This window comes from Pseudomonas sp. PDM02, from assembly GCF_014852285.1.
Taxonomy (GTDB): Bacteria; Pseudomonadota; Gammaproteobacteria; order Pseudomonadales; family Pseudomonadaceae; genus Aquipseudomonas; species Aquipseudomonas migulae.
On record NZ_JACVBL010000002.1, the window covers coordinates 577,304 to 596,035 of the forward strand.

Here is an 18,732-nt window from a genome sequence, read left to right on the forward strand (position 1 = left end):
GAGGCCGCCTGATGGATTCAAGGTCGGAGCAAATGCGACACGTGGTCTTATGATGCTGCGTGGCAAAGCAGGCATAATACCGCTCGCCTCCGACGGGGGGCGCTCCCACTTCAGATCCGGTCATCCCTTTGAACGAACTCCCTATGTCCCGCGCTTTACGCCCCTCGGCCTGTCCGGGGCTGCTGCGTATCGTCCAGGCCAGAGACGGCGGTATCTGCCGGATAAAACTGGCGGGCGGCACCCTCACTTCCGAGCAGGCCAACGCTGTCGCCGAAGGTGCACAGCGTTATGCCGGCTCAGTGATCGAGGCCACTAACCGGGCCAATCTGCAGATTCGCGGCATCGTCAAAGAGCAGGAAGCGTTGATCGAAAGTCTGCTCGCCGCAGGCCTTGGCCCTTCGCATGCGGCGGGCGACGATGTGCGTAATCTGATGTTGAGCCCGAGCGCGGGTATCGATCGGCAGATGCTGTTCGACACGCGTGAATTGGCCGCTCAGATCCTCGCCACCCTGCAAGGGCAAGAACGCTTTCACGACCTCAGCGCCAAATTCGCCGTGCAACTGGATGGCGGCGAACGCCTGGCGATGCTCGAACACCCCCATGATCTGTGGTTGTCCGCGGTCGAGCGAGAGGGCGAACGGTGGCTGGCTTTCGGTCTGGCGGGATGCCCCACCGATCAACCGGCCGGTCGTGTTCCGCTGGAAGATGGCCACGCGTTGGTGGTCGCCGTGCTTGAACTTTTCCTGGAACTGGCGGGGCCTGAACACACGCGGATGCGCCACTTGCTGGTCGACGTCCCTCAAGCCGAATTTCTCGCTCGCCTCGCCGAGCGACTGCCTTTCCAGCCCGTTAGCATCTGGCAACGTTCAGTCAGTAACGAGGTGCTGCACATTGGCGCGCACCCGCAGGCGCAAGCCGGTCATGTCTATGTCGGGGGCGTGCCGCCTCTCGGACGACTCGATAGCACCATGCTTCGGGGCGCCGCTCGACTGGCGCAGGAATACGGCGATGCAACGCTGCGGTTCACGCCATGGCAAAGCCTGTTGTTGCCGAACATTCACCACGACAACGCCGATGAAGTCATCCGCCGCCTGCACGCGTTGGGCCTGGTCTGCGATGCCGGTCAGGCCTTGTCGCGGTTGATTGCCTGCACTGGCTCGACGGGCTGCGCCAAGGGCCTGGCGGATACCAAGCAAGACGCCCTGCAACTCGCCGCGTTGCTGCAACGCCATGGCCAGCGGCTGAGCGTGCATCTGAGCGGTTGCCCGCGTTCCTGTGCCGCCGCGCACAGTGCGCCGGTCACTTTGCTGGCCGTCACCCCCGGTCATTACGACCTCTATTTTCGCGAAGCGGGGCAGCCGGGTTTCGGCGCCCTGCACGCACGCAACCTTACTATTGAAGCGGTCGACGCCTTGCTCGACGCCCGCTCACGGAGCCCCCTTGATGCTTGATTACATCCGCGACGGTCAGGAGATCTATCGCAACTCCTTCGCGATCATTCGTGCCGAGGCCAACCTCGAGCGAATCCCGGCCGATCTGGAAAAACTCGCGGTGCGGGTGATACACGCCTGCGGCATGGTCGATGCGATTGACGGCCTGCAATTTTCGGAGGGCGCGGGCAAGGCCGGGCGCGATGCTTTGGCCGCCGGTGCACCGATCCTGTGTGATGCGCGGATGGTCTCCGAAGGCGTGACCCGCACGCGTTTGCCGGCGAACAATGAAGTCATCTGCACCCTGCGCGATGAAAGCGTTCCGGAGCTTGCCCGTGAACTGGGTAACACCCGTTCCGCCGCCGCGCTGGAACTGTGGCGCCCGCACCTGGAAGGTAGCGTGGTGGTGATTGGCAACGCGCCGACCGCACTGTTTTATCTGCTGGAAATGCTCGACGCTGGCGCGCCGAAACCGGCACTGATCCTTGGCTTCCCTGTAGGCTTCGTCGGTGCCGCCGAATCCAAGGCCGCACTCGCCGCCGACAGTCGCGGCGTGCCGTTCGTCATCATGCAAGGCCGGCTGGGCGGTAGCGCCATGGCCGCCGCCGCCGTCAATGCCCTCGCCACGGAGATCGAATGATGCAGCAACCTGGACGTTTGATCGGCCTCGGCGTCGGCCCCGGTGATCCGGAACTGATTACCGTCAAGGCCCTGCGCCTGCTGCGCGAATCGCCGGTGGTGGCGTACTTCGTTGCCAAGGGCAAAAAGGGCAACGCCTTCGGCATCATCGAAGCGCATTTGCAGGACGCTCAAACCCTGCTGCCGCTGGTGTATCCGGTGACCACCGAAGCCTTGCCGGCACCGCTGTCCTATGAACAAGTGATCAGCGATTTCTACGATGCGGCCGGCGAAGAACTCGCCGCGCACATGGATGCAGGCCGAGACGTGGCGGTGATCTGCGAAGGCGACCCGTTCTTCTACGGTTCCTACATGTACCTGCACGATCGCCTGGCCGAGCGATATGAGGCCGAAGTCGTGCCCGGTGTCTGTTCGATGCTCGGCGGCGCTTCGGTACTTGGCGCGCCGTTGGTGTATCGCAATCAGAGCCTGTCGGTACTGTCCGGCGTATTGCCGCACGACGACCTCAAGCGGCGTCTCGCCGATGCGGATGCGGCCGTGATCATGAAGTTGGGGCGCAACTTTCCCAAAGTCCGTCAGGTGCTGGAAGAACTCGGGTTGGCCGAGCGTGCGCTGTACGTCGAACGCGCGACCATGGCCAATCAGAAGATCGTGCCGCTGGATCAGGTCGAGCCGATGTCCTCGCCGTACTTCTCGCTGATCATCGTTCCAGGCGAAAGGTGGCAAGGCTGATGACTCGTCCAGCTCCGGCGATTGTCATTCTCGGCAATGGCAGCCTCGCGACCGCGCGCAAGATTCAGCAGGTGTACCCGGGTGCCTTGATCCACGGACTGGCCGAGCGGGTCGAGGGCGCGGACCGCATCTATCACGAGTTCGGCGCGACCCTGCGTGAGCTCTATCAGCAGGACACGCCGATCATTGCCCTGTGCGCCGCTGGCATTGTGATTCGCACCCTGGCGCCGTTGCTCCTGGAAAAGGGCGCCGAGCCACCGGTGCTGGCCGTTGCTGAAGACGGCAGCGCAGTGGTGCCGTTGCTGGGAGGTCTGGGCGGCGTGAACGTGCTGGCGCGAGAAATTGCGGCTGCACTGGACGTGGCGGCGGCGATCACCACCAGTGGCGAATTGCGCTTCGGCACCTGCCTGCTCAATCCACCCAGCGGTTATGCCTTGGGCGATCTGGATCTGGGCAAGCGCTTCGTTTCCGATTTGCTCGCCGGTGAAACGGTGCGCATCGAAGGCGCGGCCCCGTGGTTGGCGCAGGCGCAGTTGCCCGAGGACCCGCGGGCGCGGCTGGCCGTTCACGTCGGTCATGCCGAGCGTACGCCGGCGGCCAACGAGCTGTTGATCTATCCGCGCAACGTGTTGGTGGCCGTCGGTACCGGCGTGGCCGATCTGCCGAGTGCGATTCGCGAGGCATTGCATCAGGCAAAGATCGCCGTGCAATCGGTGGCCTGTCTGCTGGCCGCCGATAGCGAAATGTCGAGTGCGGCGCTGCGTGAAGCGGCGCTTGAGCTGGGCGTGCCGCTGCGTTTTGGCAACGATGTCGGCGCAGTCAGTGAGCTGGCACGCAACGCCCTCGGTCAGTCTGTGAAGATCTTCGGCGACGACACCCTTGCTATCGCAGTGGCCGAGCAACCTCTGGACCCATTGTCGATCGGTCGTCCTCGCGGTCGCTTGGCGGTGATCGGCCTTGGCCCTGGTGCTGCCGAGCTGATGGTGCCGGCGGTCAAGGCCGAACTGGCGCGCGCCAATGATGTGCTCGGTTACGAAACCTATGTGCGCATGGCCGGCCCGTTCCGTGCGGATCAAGTCATGCATTGCACCGACAACCGCGAAGAGATGCAGCGTGCGCGCCACGCATTTGAACTGGCGGCGCAAGGACGGTCGGTGGTGGTGGTTTCTTCCGGTGATCCGGGAGTGTTCGCCATGGCGGCTGCGGTGCTCGAAGCACTTCACGAGTCCAGCGATGCCGCGTGGCACAACGTCGATCTGGAAATTCTGCCGGGGGTTTCTGCTTCACTGGCGACGGCTGCTCAGGCCGGTGCGCCGCTGGGGCATGACTTCTGTGTGCTGTCGCTGTCGGACAACCTCAAGCCTTGGGAGATCATCGAGAAGCGTCTGGACCTTGCATCACAGGCCGACCTCGCCCTGGCGTTCTACAACCCGATTTCACGGTCCCGTCCATGGCAACTTGGCCGGGCGCTGGAGATCGTCGCGCAATACCGCACACCTGCGACGCCGGTGGTGTTGGGGCGTGACATCGGTCGCCCGGGGCAGACGCTACGAGTGACGACGCTTGGCCAGTTGACCCCGGACCAGGTGGATATGCGCACCATGGTCCTGGTGGGTTCGTCTACGACCTGCGTGTTTTCGCGTATGGGTGGTGGTGACTGGGTGTACACGCCGCGTTGGTATGGAGAAAAGCCTGCCACCTGAAGCGTTGCGCTTCGCTAAAAAAAGCCACGGCCGGGTTTCCACTCGATTTGCCGTGGCTTTTTCTTTGCACTGTCGTAAAAAACATTCGCCAGAGGATGTAGGTTAATTCCTGAGTGAATAGAGGATATTTACCTTCTAGCTCTCTTGGTGAGTCGGATTATTTACCTTTCTGCGTAAGTTCAGTTCTTGTTTTTTTAATGGGGCGTGCAGGCGTGTGCGGATCTATTGGGTTTTTCTGCTGTTTGGTTTTTATTGATTTGTTGTAATTAATTATGGTTCGTTACATCTCGATATTTGCAGGTTGTTTTGTTGTTTTTTTATAAGTCGGGGCGCTGTTGAATCTATTGGGTGGGTGCGATAGTTTTTCGACGGAGCCAGTTCGGCTTTTATATATATTTGAATTTAAGGTTTATAAGATGAATAAAATGAATGAAGCAGAAGCCAGTCTTTATTTCGATCAATGTCTTGAACAATGTCGAGCCAAACTTGAACTTGCCGGTCCGAAAATCCAGGCGCGCTCTGCAGTAAAGTTGCCGATTGATCGGGATGAATTGAATGCCGCCATCATGGGCAGTGGCATCGTTGGTTTTCTGGAGGGGATGTCGAGGCGTAACAAACGCATTGTAAAAAACACCTACGCCTATGCCGATATTGCCTCAAAACTTCTATTTCCGGGGAAGGCAGAGAAGGTTGCTCGCTACGAGTGCTTTAAAAAATTGCTGTTTGCCACGGGCTGGACTGAGTATCACAGTGCGTTCACTCAGTACAAGTCAAGTACTGCCAAGTTGACGATGGATAATGTTGCGCTGGATATTGTTTATTCTGTCGCCGGTGGCGTTGCGGGTTCTGCTGGGGGCGCGTTGAAAGTTGTAGCGGAAAAAACCATTGAGGCGCTGAAAAAGCAACCTGATGCGGTCAAGCTATTTGAACGTCATGCTGTTGAATCCAGTGGTGCGAACTTCGGTGTGTCTGTGTGCAAACAAGACGAAGACGCTGAAGTTACGATGGCCGTAGGCACAGTGCGTTACGACTCATCGGTCAACAATACCAAAGTTATTTTTGTCGAATGGAACAGCTCTGACGTTGAGATGTATCAAGGTAAAGCGCTCTTTACCATTCATGAGGAGGACTTGCGCAAAGAGGCTGAGTGCATCAAATACCTCGACGATCTTCGCGAGGCTGTGTTCATGGAGTTTTCGCCTGTTTAAAAGAACCGGGTTGCCAGAGGCATCAAGCCTCTGGCATTCCATCGTCCTACGGCACCAGATACCCTTTCACACCGGTGAAAATGATCTGCGCCGCCAGTGCACACACAAACAACCCCATCAGCCGACTGACAATCTGCAAGCCCTGGTCGCCGAGAATGCGTTCGATGCGGTTCGACAGGTAAAGCACCACACCAACGGTAAAGCTGGCCAGGGCAATGCTGAGGATGGCGGTGAGCTTGTCATCCCAGTGGGGCTGGCTCACGCCCATCACCAGCAAGGCGCCGATGGTGCCGGGGCCGACGGTCAGGGGGATGGTCAGCGGGACGATGGTGACGTCCTGCTGCACGTTATCGGTCTGGACCGCCGACTTGCCCTGGGCCATGCCCAGTGCCGAGATAAACAGCACGCTGCCGGCACCGATGCGGAACGCATCCACGGTAATGCCGAAAACACTGAAAATGTACCGTCCGAACAAATACAGCAAGACACTGGAAATCAGTGTGGCCGTTGCCACTTTCCAGGCCAGCCGCCGTTGTTCCTTGCGCGAATAACCGCGGGTCAGGCTGATGAAACAGGACAACACGAAGAACGGGCTGTAGAGCACCAGCATCTTCAGGTAAACGCTGAACAACACGTGGAGCATGATGCAGGCTCACTGGCGAGAGAAGTCGTGGGGGAGTCTATCAGGCGTTGCAGGGTCTGTCGGCTCAGGACGGTTGTGTTGCCGTCCGTTGCTGCTGATCGCGCTGGGCGACCCAATGTTCGATCAGCTCGCGCAACTGCGACAGCTCGACCGGTTTGGCCATGTGGCCGTCCATGCCAGCCTGACGTGCGCGCTCTTTATGCTCAGCGAGGATGTGTGCGGTCAATGCCACCACGGGGGTGCGAATCCGTTGGTTGCCGACTTCCCAGGCACGCAATTGCTGGGTGGCCGAGAAACCGTCGAGGATCGGCATTTCACAATCCATCAGCACCAGGTCGTAACGTTGGGCTTTCATTGCCTGCAAGGCTTCTTCGCCATTGCTGGCGGTGTCCGGTTGCAGGTTGAGTTTGCCCAGCATGCCGCGAATCACCTTGGTCGAGATGCTGTTGTCTTCGGCCACCAGAATGCGGAAGTCGCTGGGAACCTTGACCGGCAGGGTCGGGCCGGTGGATGGGAATTGCGATACCGCGAGGCCCTTGTTGCGTTGATTCAGTTCATCCGCCAGCGTGGTCTTCAGGGTGTAGCCGGCCACTGGTTTGGCGAGGATGCGCTTGATCCCGGAGTTGCGCGCGATGATCTTGCTCGGCGCATTGCTGATGCCCGTGAGCATGATCAGCAGGATGTCGTGGTTCAGGCTCGGGTCTTCCTTGATCTTGGCCGCCAGTTGCATGCCGGTCATGCCGGGCATGTTCTGGTCCAGCAGGACCACGTCGAAGTAATCGCGCAGGTGAGCCTTGGTGCGCAGCAGCGCCAGGGCTTCCTTGCCGGACGGCACCGCGCTGACATTCAGGCCCCAGGCGCTGCACTGCTGCACGAGTACCTTGCGGCAAGTGTCGTTGTCGTCCACCACCAATACCCGTGCGCCTTGCAGCGGGCCATCGAGGTCGGACGTCGGGTGTTCGAGGCGGTCGGGGTCCAGCGGCAAGGTCAGCCATAAGGTGCTGCCCTGGCTGGCGCCGCTCTTGATGCCGAACTCCCCTTGCATCAGGCGAATCAACTGACGGGCGATCACCAGCCCCAGGTTGCCGCCCAGGCGGGTGGTCGAGAGGAAGTTCTTGCTGTGCAGTTCGGCGTGCATCAGCGCGTCGCGTTCTTCGGCATCCATCGGCTCGCCGCTGTCTTGTACGGCAATGCGCAAACGCGGTTTGGCCGTGCGCTCGTCGAGGGCGACGACAATCAGAATCTCGCCTTCGTCGGTTTTCTTCAGGGCGTTTTCCAGCAGGCTCAGCAGCGTCTGGCGCAGGCGCGTCGGGTCACCGCTGATGACCCGCGGCACTTGTGGCTGGATAAAGCTGATCAGCTCGACGTTCTGCTGTTCGGCCTTGGCGCGGAAGATACTCAGGCAGTCTTCGATCAGTGCATTGAGATCGAACTGCACATCGTCGAGCTCGATTTGCCCGGATTCGAGCTTGGAGATGTCGAGAATCTCGTTGATCAGGGTCAGCAGTTCGTTGCCGGCGCTGTGAATGGTTTGCACATAATCGCGCTGCTTGACCGAGAGTGGCGTGCCCAACAACAGTTCGGTCATGCCCAGAACGCCATTCATCGGGGTACGGATTTCATGACTGATCTTCGCCAGGAATTCGGCCTTGGCATTGATCTCGGCGTTGCTGGCGGCCAGATCGCGGCTGACGCTGAAACGGTCTTCGGTGATGCTGCGCTGGCGTTCGCTCAGGGCAATGCTCATCAACAGGCCGCTGATGCAAATGAACACCAGCAGGGCAATGATCAGGCCTTGCGGTTCTACCAGCGTCAGGCCCAGCAGCGCCGGCAGGATAATCAACGTGCCGACGTTGAACACCACCATGGCGGCCACGAACAGCCGGGCCGGGCGATAGCCTTTTTGCCAGTGCCAGGCGCTGACGAACAACATGGTGAGCCCCGCGAGGGCGACCAGCGCGTAGGTGATGATGTTCAGCGGTAGCGTGTTGACGAACAACAGCAACAGACCGCAAGCCACAATGAACAGGATGTCGCCCAGCAGCAGCTTGTTCAGCGGGTGCGGGCCGAGCGGGGCGAAGAAACGGTAGGCGAACATCAGCCCGCACGGTGCGGTCAGCAGCAGGGCGAGGTAAGCGCCCGGTGTTTGCACCGCATGCCAGTCCGACAACCATGGGCCCGCGAGATTCAGCAGCAGCGCCAGGCTCAGCATCAGCAGCGCTTCACAACCTGCCAGCCACAGGCTGCTGCGCGACCGGGTGTAAGCGTAACGGATCAGGTTGTGCAGGATCAGCATCCCGATGCATCCGAACAGCAGACCGTAAATCAGCGTCTGGCTCTGATTGGCTGCGGTCATGATTGCCGATTGCAGGGTGATGTAAGGCCGCATCTGGTGGTCGGACACCAGGCGCAGATAGACGTCGAGGGGTTTGTCGCTTTGCGGCAACGGCAACATGAAGTCGCTGTTGGGTAACGGCCGTTCTGCCTGAGGCTGTTCGGTGCCGGTGTTCAGTTGCTCGATCAGCTTGTCGCCGTCCAGCACATAAAGATTGAGGTGCGACAGGTCGGGAGCGAACACCCGCAGCAACTGCTCATGCTTGCCGGGTGCCAGTCTGAAGCGCAGCCAGAGTGCACCACCGGGCTCGGCCGCGGTGAGGCGTTCGAGTTCGATGGGGCTGAATTGATTGGTGAAACGAGCGGAACGGATGTCGCTGAGTTGCAGGTCGCCCTGTTCGTCAAGCAATAGCGCCCAGCCACTGCCTTGCGCGGCCTGGGCCGGAAGCATGCAGAGCAGCGTCAGCAGCGTGACTGTGAAACCTATGGCAATCCTGAGCCAGCGCACGGCGAAATCCCTTCGTAGGTTGATGCCAGAATATAACTATGCGCGGCGCCGGAATAGTCCGGCAAGGGCCTGAATCCCAAGCCCTGCCGAATGGATCGCTTATTCCTGATTTTCGCCACGCTCACGGGCAATGGCACGGTAGCCAATGTCCTTGCGATAGAAGCAGCCTTCCCAGTCAATCTTCGCGGCCAGCTTGTAAGCCTGCTGCTGGGCAGCATCAACGCTGGCACCCATGGCAGTGGCGCAAAGCACCCGACCGCCGGCCGTCACCACTTGACCGTCCTTGAGCGCAGTACCGGCGTGGAAGACTTTGCCTTCCAGCGCTGCGGCTGCATCCAGACCGTTGATGGCGACGCCTTTAGCGTAGTCGCCAGGATAGCCGCCTGCCGCCAAAACAATACCGACGCTCGGACGTGGATCCCATTGGGCTTCGACCTTGTCCAGCGCTTGCGCCAGGGCCGCCTCGACCAGCAACACCAGGCTCGACTGCAAGCGCAGCATAACCGGTTGGGTCTCAGGGTCGCCGAAACGGCAGTTGAATTCGATGACTTTTGGGTTACCAGCCTTGTCGATCATCAAACCAGCGTAGAGGAAGCCCGTGTAAACATTGCCTTCCTCGGCCATGCCGCGCACGGTCGGCCAGATCACCAGGTCCATGACGCGCTTGTGCACTTCGCTGGTAACGACTGGCGCAGGGGAGTAAGCACCCATGCCGCCGGTGTTCGGGCCGGTGTCGCCGTCGCCGACGCGTTTGTGGTCCTGGCTGGTGGCCATCGGCAGGACGTTCTTGCCGTCGACCATGACGATGAAGCTGGCTTCTTCGCCGTCCAGGAATTCTTCGATGACCACGCGCGAACCGGCTTCGCCAAACGCGTTACCCGCGAGCATGTCGCGCACGGCGTCTTCGGCTTCGGCCAGTGTCATGGCAACGATCACGCCTTTACCGGCGGCCAGGCCATCGGCCTTGATCACGATCGGTGCGCCTTTTTCACGCAGATAAGCCAGGGCCGGCTCGATCTCGGTGAAGTTCTGGTAGTCGGCCGTCGGGATCTTGTGGCGTGCCAGGAAATCCTTGGTGAACGCTTTCGAACCTTCCAGCTGCGCGGCGCCAGCGGTCGGACCGAAGCAGTCCAGGCCACGGGAGCGGAACAGGTCGACGACGCCGGCAACCAGCGGCACTTCCGGACCGACGATGGTCAGGGAAACGTTTTTCTCGGCGAAGTCGGCGAGTTGCTCCAGTGCGAGCACATCGATAGCGACGTTTTCGCACTTGGCTTCAATGGCGGTACCGGCGTTGCCCGGAGCCACGAAAACTTTCTGCACGCGCGGATCCTGAGCCACTTTCCAGGCCAGGGCGTGTTCACGGCCACCGCTGCCAATGATCAAAACATTCATTTCAAAAACCTCGGATGACGCTAATTCTGTTGAGCGCCGCAGGGGCGCTTTTCTGTGGGAGCTGGCCTGCCGGCGATGCAAACAACTCGGTTTATCGGCTAAACCGAGGGGATGCTATCGCTGGCAGGCCAGCTCCCACAGTTGGTCGTCGTGCTTAGTGACGGAAGTGGCGCATGCCGGTGAAGACCATGGCGATGCCGGCTTCATCAGCTGCTGCAATCACTTCGTTGTCACGCATCGAGCCGCCTGGCTGGATCACCGCAGTGATGCCGACCTTGGCCGCGTTGTCCAGGCCGTCGCGGAACGGGAAGAACGCGTCGGATGCCATGACCGAACCCGCCACCTGCAAGCCGGCATGTTCAGCCTTGATCGCAGCAATGCGCGCGGAGTTCACGCGGCTCATCTGGCCAGCGCCGACACCGATGGTCTGACGGTTCTTGGCGTAGACGATGGCGTTGGACTTGACGTACTTGGCGACTTTCCAGGCGAAGATCAGGTCGTGGATTTCCTGTTCGGTCGGTGCACGCTTGGTCACGACTTTCAGGTCATCGGCGCTGATCATGCCGATGTCGCGGCTCTGTACCAGCAGGCCACCGTTGACGCGTTTGTAGTCCCAGGCAGCAGCGCGGTCAGCCGACCACTCGCCGCAGGCCAGCAGGCGCACGTTGGCTTTTGCCGCGACGATGGCGCGGGCTTCTTCGCTGACGCTCGGGGCGATGATCACTTCGACGAACTGACGCTCGACGATCGCCTTGGCGGTCTCGGCATCCAGCTCGCGGTTGAAGGCGATGATGCCGCCGAACGCGGATTCAGTGTCGGTGGCGTAGGCCAGTTCGTAGGCCTGACGGATGCCGCCTTCGGCGTCCGGGCTCACGGCAACACCACACGGGTTGGCGTGCTTGACGATCACGCAGGCCGGCTTGACGAAGCTCTTCACACATTCCAGCGCGGCGTCGGTGTCGGCCACGTTGTTGTAGGACAGCTCCTTGCCTTGCAGTTGGGTCGCGGTGGCGATGCCGACTTCGGCAGGCTTGGCTTCAACGTAGAACGCCGCGCTCTGGTGCGGGTTCTCGCCGTAGCGCATTTCCTGAGCCTTGATGAACTGGCTGTTGAAGGTGCGCGGGAACTCGCTGCGACCTTCGGTGCTGAGGGTGTCAGCGGCCTGGTTCACGGTGCCCATGTAGTTGGCGATCATGCCGTCGTAGGCAGCGGTGTGTTCGAAGGCCTTGAGCATCAGGTCGAAACGCTGAGCGTAGGTCAGGCCGCCGGCCTTCAGGCTTTCCAGCACGTTGGCGTAGTCGCTGGCATTCACCACGATGGCCACGTCTTTATGGTTTTTTGCCGCGGAACGGACCATGGTCGGGCCGCCGATGTCGATGTTCTCGATGGCGGTCGGCAGGTCACAGCCTGGCTTGTTGATGGTGGCTTCGAACGGGTACAGGTTGACGGCCACCAGATCGATCGGCTTGATGCCGTGTTCGTTCATGATCGCGTCGTCGATACCACGACGACCGAGGATACCGCCGTGGATTTTCGGGTGCAGGGTTTTCACCCGACCGTCCATCATTTCTGCGAAACCGGTGTAATCCGCGACTTCCACTGCGGCAACGCCGTTGTCACGCAGCAGCTTGAACGTTCCGCCGGTGGAGAGGATCTCGACGCCCAGGGCTTCGAGCTCTTTGGCGAATTCGAGGATCCCGGTCTTGTCGGAAACGCTGATCAAGGCGCGGCGGATCGGCAGGCGGGTAGTCTGGTCGGTCATTTCAATTTCCATCAAAAGCAAAGGAGTCAGCAAAAAAGGCGACCGTTTCTACGCGGGCGCCTTTCTGGTTTGATTGAATGCTTACAGCAAATCGTACTGCTTGAGTTTCTTGCGCAGGGTGCCTCGGTTCAGCCCGAGCAGCTCGCTGGCCTTGGTCTGGTTACCCTTGACGTAGTTCATCACGCACTCGAGCAGGGGCGCCTCGACTTCGGAGAGCACCAGGTTGTACACATCCGTGACGGCAGCGCCCTCAAGGTGGGCGAAATAATTGTGCAGCGCCTTCTCGACACTCCCGCGAAGGGTCTGGCCTTCTTCGCTCGGCGTATTGAGGTGCTGTTTCAAATTCACGTTGTCGCTCACGGGTGTTGTTCCACTCACTAAAGTCTCGGTCATCATCGTCATGCGGCCACCTCTTCTCCGTCCCCTGTCAGGCTCTTGTAACGTTCGGCGAAGAAGCCCTGAACGTTGGCGCATTGTGCTTCCGTATCTTCCAAACGATTGAAGTGGGCGCGAAACTCCCTGGCGCCCGGCAAGGTTGCGAGATACCAGCCCACATGCTTCCGAGCGATCCGGACACCCATGACATCTCCATAGAAGACGTGCAGTGCAGCCAGATGCTCTAGCAGAATGCGTTCCACCTCGATCAGCTCCAGCGCCGGGAGTTTCTCGCCGGTACGCAGGAAATGGTCGATCTCGCGAAAAATCCATGGCCGCCCCTGGGCAGCCCGTCCAACCAACAGTCCATCGGCACCGGTCGCGTCGAGCACGTAGCGGGCCTTTTCCGGCGAATCGATGTCGCCATTGGCGAAGACCGGCATCGACACGGCCTGCTTGATCGCGGCAATGGTGTCGTACTCGGCTTCACCGGTGTACAGATCGGCGCGGGTGCGGCCATGGACCGCCAACGCCGTAATGCCTGCCTGCTCGGCGATCTTCGCCACCGTCAGACCGTTCTTGTTGTCCCGGTCCCAGCCGGTACGGATCTTCAAGGTAACCGGCACATCAACCGCAGCCACCACGGCCTGCAGGATCTCGGTCACCAGTGCTTCATCCTTCAACAATGCGGAACCGGCGGCCTTGTTGCAGACCTTCTTTGCCGGACAGCCCATGTTGATATCAATAATCTGTGCGCCCAGTTCGACGTTGGCCCGGGCCGCATCCGCCAGCATCTGCGCATCGCCACCGGCGATCTGCACCGAGCGTGGCTCGGGATCACCTTCGTGGATCATGCGCATGCGCGATTTGCGGGTGTTCCACAAGCTCATGTCGCTGGTGACCATTTCCGAGACTACAAGTCCTGCGCCCAGTCGCTTGCACAGCTGACGAAAGGGTTGGTCGGTGACACCCGCCATAGGGGCGAGAATCAAGCCGTTGTGCAATGTGTATGGACCGATGCGTACCGCCGACATAGGACTTTCCAGTTGTGGGGCCGGATCATGAGAGTTCGAAAAAGGGTTGGCATGATACCCGCTCTCGATGACTGGATAAAGGCTGAATTGAACAAAATCTGAACAGTTATTCTGTTATTGCCAGCAGTTTGGTATGAGCGGTCTCTGCCAGAAATGTGCCGTCAAACCCGTAACACTGAAGCGTTTCACTCGGGTGAGTGAAAGCTCAGGCTGTAGTTCACGGCTTTGGCGCCTGGGTCGAGGATGTCCAGGGCGATGTGGATCGGCGTTTGCGGCGGCATTTCCGCCATGCCTTCGAGATCGCCGTTGAGGTACTCGCCAGGCTTGAAGCGGCGGCTGGCGATCAGGTGACCGTTGAGGTCGGCAAAGCGCAGCTCCAGCAACGGGAACGGCTGGGAGAAGGGCGCGCGGTTGTAGATGATCGCGTCGACCACCAGCGCGCCATTGAATTCCGGATGGCTGCGTACCACCAGGTTGCTGCTCTTGATTTTCGCGATGTCGACTTTTGACGGCACGGTGCAGCCGATTTGCGGGCAGAACTGCTGGAACCACGGACGGTACTGATCCTGACGAGCCAGTTCGTCAAAATGGTAAGCGATGTATTGACCCGCGAGTGCGCCAGCGCCGAGCAGGATCAGCAGCAACCAGAAAAACCGTCGGCCCCAGGGCGAGCGGCGTTTTTGCCAGTCAAGTTGCAACGGGTCATCGGTCAGGTCTTGCAGCACCTCGGCACGTACGCCCGGTTCGCTGCGTTCACGGCGTTTGCGCAGCGGCTCGATCGAAGGCAGGTCGTCGTCGATATCGTCACTGGCGTCGGTGGCTGACAGGCGTTCGTGATGGAGCGGGGCGTCGAGTGGATCGTTCAGGCGCAGTTGCGGCGGCAGAGTCTCGTCGTCTAGTTCCACGGGTTCCATGGACAGCGAGGGTTCGGTGCGCGAAGGTTTGCTCGGCTCGATTGCCGGCTCCGGCGTGAGGGGGACTTCGGCAGCTTCTGTCGCTTGCGCCGCTTCGGCGCGATCGGCAGCGGATTCGCTGAACAGGCTGTCGGACCACGGCTCTTCGTCGTGCTCGGCGTTATCGCGGCGGGCGCTCAGGCTGTCTTCGCGGTGGCGACCGAATTCGGTGGTCGGCTGGATTTCCCGCTGTTCCAGTCGAGCGAGTTCTTCATCCAGGTCCAGGCTGTCCAGGTCCAGTTCGGCGGCAGTCCACTGCTTCTGGCTGATGGCCCGAGGTTCTGGCTCGGCTGTCTCGACGATGGCCGGAGCCGCCGGGGGGATCACTTCCTTGCCTGCCTGCTCAAGCAGTTGCTTGGCGGCGTTGAACACCTGCAGGCACGAGCCGCAACGAACCACTCCACGGGCCACGCTCAACTGAGCATGGCTGACGCGGAAGCTGGTTTGGCAATGCGGGCACTGGGTGACGAAGCTGTCGGTCATGCGGCGATCCGGATTATGCAGGCGCTCATTCTAGCGCCGACGGCCAGTGATGCGCACCCAGCCATCGCGATTGGCGATCGGGTCCAGATCGAAGTCCTGCGCGTAGGCGGCGGCTACTTCATCACCTTGCTCGGCGAGGATGCCCGACAGCGCCAGGCGACCACCCGGCTTGACCAGGCTCGACAGTTGCGGTGCGAGGGAGACCAGCGGGCCGGCGAGGATGTTGGCCACCAGCACGTCGGCCTTAACCTGTGGCAGATCTTCCGGCAGATACAGCGGGAAGAGCGCATCGGCGATGTTGTTGCGACCGGCGTTGTCGCGCGAGGCTTCCAGCGCCTGCACGTCGATGTCAGTGCCGACGGCTTCCTTGGCGCCGAGCAGCAGGGCGGCAATCGCCAGGATCCCCGAGCCGCAACCGAAGTCCAGCACGTTGCAGTCTTTCAGGTCCTGATCGTCGAGCCATTCCAGGCACAGCGCGGTGGTCGGGTGCGTGCCGGTGCCGAACGCGAGGCCCGGGTCCAGCAGGATGTTCACGGCGTCGGGTTCAGGCGCGGCGTGCCAGCTCGGCACGATCCACAGGCGTTGGCCGAAGCGCATTGGCTGGAAATCGTCCATCCAGCTGCGTTCCCAGTCCTGGTCTTCGATGACTTCGCTGTGATGCTCGGGCAGCGGGCTGCCGGTCAGCAGCTCCAGATGTGCCAGGACCGAAGCGGCTTCGGTGCCGCCTTCGAACAGGGCCAGCAGGTGCGTGTGCGACCACAGCGGGGTGGTGTTGAGTTCCGGTTCGAAGATCGGCTGGTCTTCGGCGTCCATGAAAGTCACCGACACGGCGCCCACTTCAAGGAAAGCGTCTTCGTAGGTTTCGGCTTGTTCTGGGCTGATGGCGAGACGGACTTGCAGCCAAGGCATGGCGGGCACCTTTGAAAAATATTGATTGCAGCCTAGCGGGCTGCGAGAAGCGCGCAAGTTTACGCGAGCGCGACGCAGAAGACGACAAGGTCGACATATGCGTGTTCTTCGTAGGAGCGAGCGGTGCGACGGTTCGACTTGCCCGCGAAGGGGGCGCATCAGTCGTGCAGGCATACTGCGGCGCCTGGTTCGCGGGCAAGCCTCGCTCCTACAGGGGGATATGAAACCTTCAGAAACAACAAAGCCGCCCGAAGGCGGCTTTGTTGATCAGGCTAAAAGCTTAGTGCTTTTCGCCAGCCAGCTTGTGTTCCAGGTAGTGAATGTTCACACCACCTTTGCAGAAGCCTTCATCGCGGGTCAGGTCGCGGTGCAGCGGGATGTTGGTCTTGATCCCGTCGACAACGATTTCGTCCAGCGCATTGCGCATGCGCGCCATGGCTTCGTCACGGGTTGCGCCGTAGGTGATCAGCTTGCCGATCAACGAATCGTAGTTCGGCGGAACGGCATAACCGCTGTACAGGTGCGAATCGACGCGAACGCCGTTGCCGCCTGGAGCGTGGAAATGCTTGACCGTGCCTGGGCTTGGCATGAAGGTTTTCGGGTCTTCGGCGTTGATCCGGCATTCCAGCGCGTGACCGCGGATGACCACGTCATCCTGGGTGAACGACAGCTTGTTGCCGGCGGCGATGCTGAGCATCTCCTTGACGATGTCGATACCAGTGACCATTTCCGAAACCGGGTGCTCTACCTGGACACGAGTGTTCATCTCGATGAAGTAGAAGTGACCGTTTTCGTAAAGGAACTCAAAGGTGCCGGCGCCGCGGTAGCCGATGTCGATGCACGCCTTGACGCAGCGAGCGAGGACTTCCTGGCGTGCTTTCTCGTCGATGCCCGGTGCCGGCGCTTCTTCGAGAACCTTCTGGTGACGACGTTGCAGCGAGCAATCGCGGTCGCCCAGATGAATGGCGTGGCCCTGGCCGTCGGAAAGTACCTGAACTTCCACGTGACGTGGGTTGGTCAGGAATTTTTCCAGATAGACCATCGGGTTGCCGAACGCCGCGCCTGCTTCGGAGCGGGTCAGTTTCGCCGAGGAGATCAGGTCTTCTTCGCTATGCACAACGCGCATGCCGCGACCACCACCGCCGCCAGCGGCTTTGATGATCACCGGGTAACCGACTTCGCGACCGATGCGCAGAGCGGTTTCTTCGTCTTCCGGCAGCGGGCCGTCAGAACCCGGAACGGTTGGAACGCCAGCAGCGATCATCGCGTGCTTGGCCGATACCTTGTCGCCCATCAGGCGAATGGTGTCGGCTTTCGGACCAATGAAGGCGAAGCCGGAGTTCTCGACCTGCTCAGCGAAATCAGCGTTTTCCGCAAGGAAACCGTAGCCTGGGTGAATGGCGGTGGCGCCGGTCACTTCAGCCGCGGCGATGATTGCCGGGATGTGCAGGTAAGAGTGGGCGGCCGAGGCCGGACCGATGCAGACGGATTCGTCTGCCAGGCCCAGGTGCATCAGCTCTTTGTCGGCCTTGGAGTAAACGGCGACGGTCTTGATGCCCATCTCTTTGCAGGCACGCAGAATCCGCAGTGCGATCTCACCGCGGTTGGCGATCAGAACTTTTTCCAACTTCGCAGTCATCAAAGTTTCTCCGCGGTTCAAACGATGGTGAACAGCGGTTGGTCGTACTCAACCGGCTGGCCGTCTTCGACGAGGATGGATTCGATCACACCGCTGGTTTCAGCTTCGATGTGGTTCATCATCTTCATGGCTTCGACGATGCACAGGGTGTCGCCTTTCTTCACGGTCTGGCCGACTTCAACGAAGGACGGCGAGCTTGGCGAAGATTTGCGATAGAAGGTGCCGACCATTGGCGAACGGGCAACGGCGCCGTTCAGGGCAGGGGCGGACGGTGCAGCAGGAGCGGCAGCGGCGGCAACCGGGGCAGCAGCGGCAGGCGCTGGAGCCGGAGCGTGCATTGGCGCCGGAGCGTAGTATTGCTGAGCCGGGGTTTTGCTATGGCGGCTGATGCGAACGGACTCTTCGCCTTCCTTGATCTCGAGCTCGTCGATGCCGGACTCTTCCAGCAGTTCGATCAGTTTCTTAACTTTACGGATATCCATGAATCATCAACTCCCAAGGGTCGGTCAGGGGCGTATAGCTTGTTGTTCAAGCTGCTCTAGTGCAGCCTCCAGGGCCAGTCGATAACCGCTGGCGCCAAGGCCGCAGATCACTCCCACCGCTACGTCGGAGAAGTAAGAGTGATGGCGGAAAGGTTCGCGTTTGTGCACGTTAGACAAATGCACTTCGATGAATGGGATGCTCACCGCCAGCAGCGCGTCACGTAATGCGACACTTGTGTGTGTAAAAGCTGCTGGATTGATCAGAATGAAGTCCACACCTTCGCTGCGGGCAGCGTGGATGCGGTCGATCAATTCGTACTCGGCGTTGCTTTGCAGGTGCAGCAAATGATGGCCGGCTTCACGAGCGCGGCGTTCCAGGTCCTGATTGATCTGCGCCAGTGTCGTAGCGCCATAGGTGCCCGGTTCACGGGTGCCGAGCATGTTCAGGTTGGGGCCGTGCAGAACCAATAGGGTCGCCATCTGCTGTTCCTCGTTATCCGTGT

Annotated in this window: 16 protein-coding genes; 5 read left to right on the forward strand and 11 right to left on the reverse strand. The window is 60.4% G+C overall.

Translation table 11 applies throughout. The annotated features are described in order from the left end of the window. Positions 1-143 precede the first annotated feature (143 nt). The 5 genes from cobG (at position 144) to IB245_RS06045 (ending at position 5,712) form a co-directional block, all read left to right on the forward strand. Complete coding sequence (cobG, locus tag IB245_RS06025; RefSeq protein ID WP_192226968.1) at positions 144-1,451, forward strand: precorrin-3B synthase; 1,308 nt, start codon at positions 144-146, stop codon at positions 1,449-1,451. Beyond that, complete coding sequence (locus IB245_RS06030) at positions 1,444-2,070, forward strand: precorrin-8X methylmutase (RefSeq protein WP_008038718.1); 627 nt, start codon at positions 1,444-1,446, stop codon at positions 2,068-2,070. The genes cobG and IB245_RS06030 overlap by 8 nt, the downstream gene beginning before the upstream one ends. Beyond that, on the forward strand, positions 2,070-2,801 hold the full coding sequence (locus tag IB245_RS06035; RefSeq protein ID WP_032832463.1) for a precorrin-2 C(20)-methyltransferase: 732 nt from the start codon (positions 2,070-2,072) through the stop codon (positions 2,799-2,801). Before IB245_RS06030 ends, IB245_RS06035 begins: the two co-directional genes overlap by 1 nt. Then, positions 2,801-4,504: a precorrin-3B C(17)-methyltransferase gene (cobJ, locus tag IB245_RS06040; protein WP_192226969.1), complete on the forward strand. Its 1,704-nt coding sequence runs from the start codon at positions 2,801-2,803 to the stop codon at positions 4,502-4,504. Before IB245_RS06035 ends, cobJ begins: the two co-directional genes overlap by 1 nt. A 416-nt stretch (positions 4,505-4,920) precedes the next feature. Continuing rightward, the gene (locus IB245_RS06045) at positions 4,921-5,712 is read left to right on the forward strand and encodes a hypothetical protein (RefSeq protein ID WP_192226970.1); all 792 of its coding nucleotides are present in this window, start codon (positions 4,921-4,923) and stop codon (positions 5,710-5,712) included. 46 nt (positions 5,713-5,758) lie between these two features. Here the strand turns inward: IB245_RS06045 and IB245_RS06050 are convergent, their stop codons facing one another. The 11 genes from IB245_RS06050 to aroQ all read right to left on the reverse strand — a co-directional run bounded on the left by IB245_RS06050 (position 5,759) and on the right by aroQ (position 18,709). After that, positions 5,759-6,355 carry a MarC family protein gene (locus tag IB245_RS06050; protein ID WP_008031249.1) on the reverse strand — a complete coding sequence of 199 codons (597 nt, stop codon included), beginning with the start codon at positions 6,353-6,355 and terminating at the stop codon, positions 5,759-5,761. A gap of 64 nt (positions 6,356-6,419) precedes the next feature. After that, positions 6,420-9,197 carry a hybrid sensor histidine kinase/response regulator gene (locus IB245_RS06055; RefSeq protein WP_192226971.1) on the reverse strand — a complete coding sequence of 926 codons (2,778 nt, stop codon included), beginning with the start codon at positions 9,195-9,197 and terminating at the stop codon, positions 6,420-6,422. Positions 9,198-9,296: 99 nt separating this feature from the next. Continuing rightward, positions 9,297-10,592 (reverse strand): phosphoribosylamine--glycine ligase, encoded by a 1,296-nt coding sequence (purD, locus tag IB245_RS06060; protein WP_008038723.1) that lies wholly within the window; start codon positions 10,590-10,592, stop codon positions 9,297-9,299. A 154-nt stretch (positions 10,593-10,746) separates the two neighbouring features. Further along, on the reverse strand, positions 10,747-12,354 hold the full coding sequence (gene purH / locus IB245_RS06065; protein WP_008038724.1) for a bifunctional phosphoribosylaminoimidazolecarboxamide formyltransferase/IMP cyclohydrolase: 1,608 nt from the start codon (positions 12,352-12,354) through the stop codon (positions 10,747-10,749). 81 nt (positions 12,355-12,435) lie between these two features. Beyond that, positions 12,436-12,756, reverse strand: coding sequence for a DNA-binding transcriptional regulator Fis (gene fis, locus IB245_RS06070; protein ID WP_007907419.1), 321 nt, complete (start codon positions 12,754-12,756; stop codon positions 12,436-12,438). Next, on the reverse strand, positions 12,753-13,763 hold the full coding sequence (gene dusB, locus IB245_RS06075; protein WP_150633367.1) for a tRNA dihydrouridine synthase DusB: 1,011 nt from the start codon (positions 13,761-13,763) through the stop codon (positions 12,753-12,755). Before dusB ends, fis begins: the two co-directional genes overlap by 4 nt. 185 nt (positions 13,764-13,948) lie before the next feature. Then, positions 13,949-15,199: a DUF3426 domain-containing protein gene (locus tag IB245_RS06080; protein ID WP_192226972.1), complete on the reverse strand. Its 1,251-nt coding sequence runs from the start codon at positions 15,197-15,199 to the stop codon at positions 13,949-13,951. Positions 15,200-15,229: 30 nt separating this feature from the next. Beyond that, complete coding sequence (gene prmA, locus IB245_RS06085; RefSeq protein WP_192226973.1) at positions 15,230-16,108, reverse strand: 50S ribosomal protein L11 methyltransferase; 879 nt, start codon at positions 16,106-16,108, stop codon at positions 15,230-15,232. Between the two features lie 280 nt (positions 16,109-16,388). Beyond that, positions 16,389-17,747: an acetyl-CoA carboxylase biotin carboxylase subunit gene (accC, locus tag IB245_RS06090; RefSeq protein WP_008031262.1), complete on the reverse strand. Its 1,359-nt coding sequence runs from the start codon at positions 17,745-17,747 to the stop codon at positions 16,389-16,391. 17 nt (positions 17,748-17,764) lie between these two features. After that, positions 17,765-18,229: an acetyl-CoA carboxylase biotin carboxyl carrier protein gene (accB, locus tag IB245_RS06095; protein ID WP_008038728.1), complete on the reverse strand. Its 465-nt coding sequence runs from the start codon at positions 18,227-18,229 to the stop codon at positions 17,765-17,767. A 24-nt stretch (positions 18,230-18,253) separates the two neighbouring features. Beyond that, on the reverse strand, positions 18,254-18,709 hold the full coding sequence (gene aroQ, locus IB245_RS06100) for a type II 3-dehydroquinate dehydratase (protein WP_008031265.1): 456 nt from the start codon (positions 18,707-18,709) through the stop codon (positions 18,254-18,256). Between the last annotated feature and the right edge of the window lie 23 nt (positions 18,710-18,732).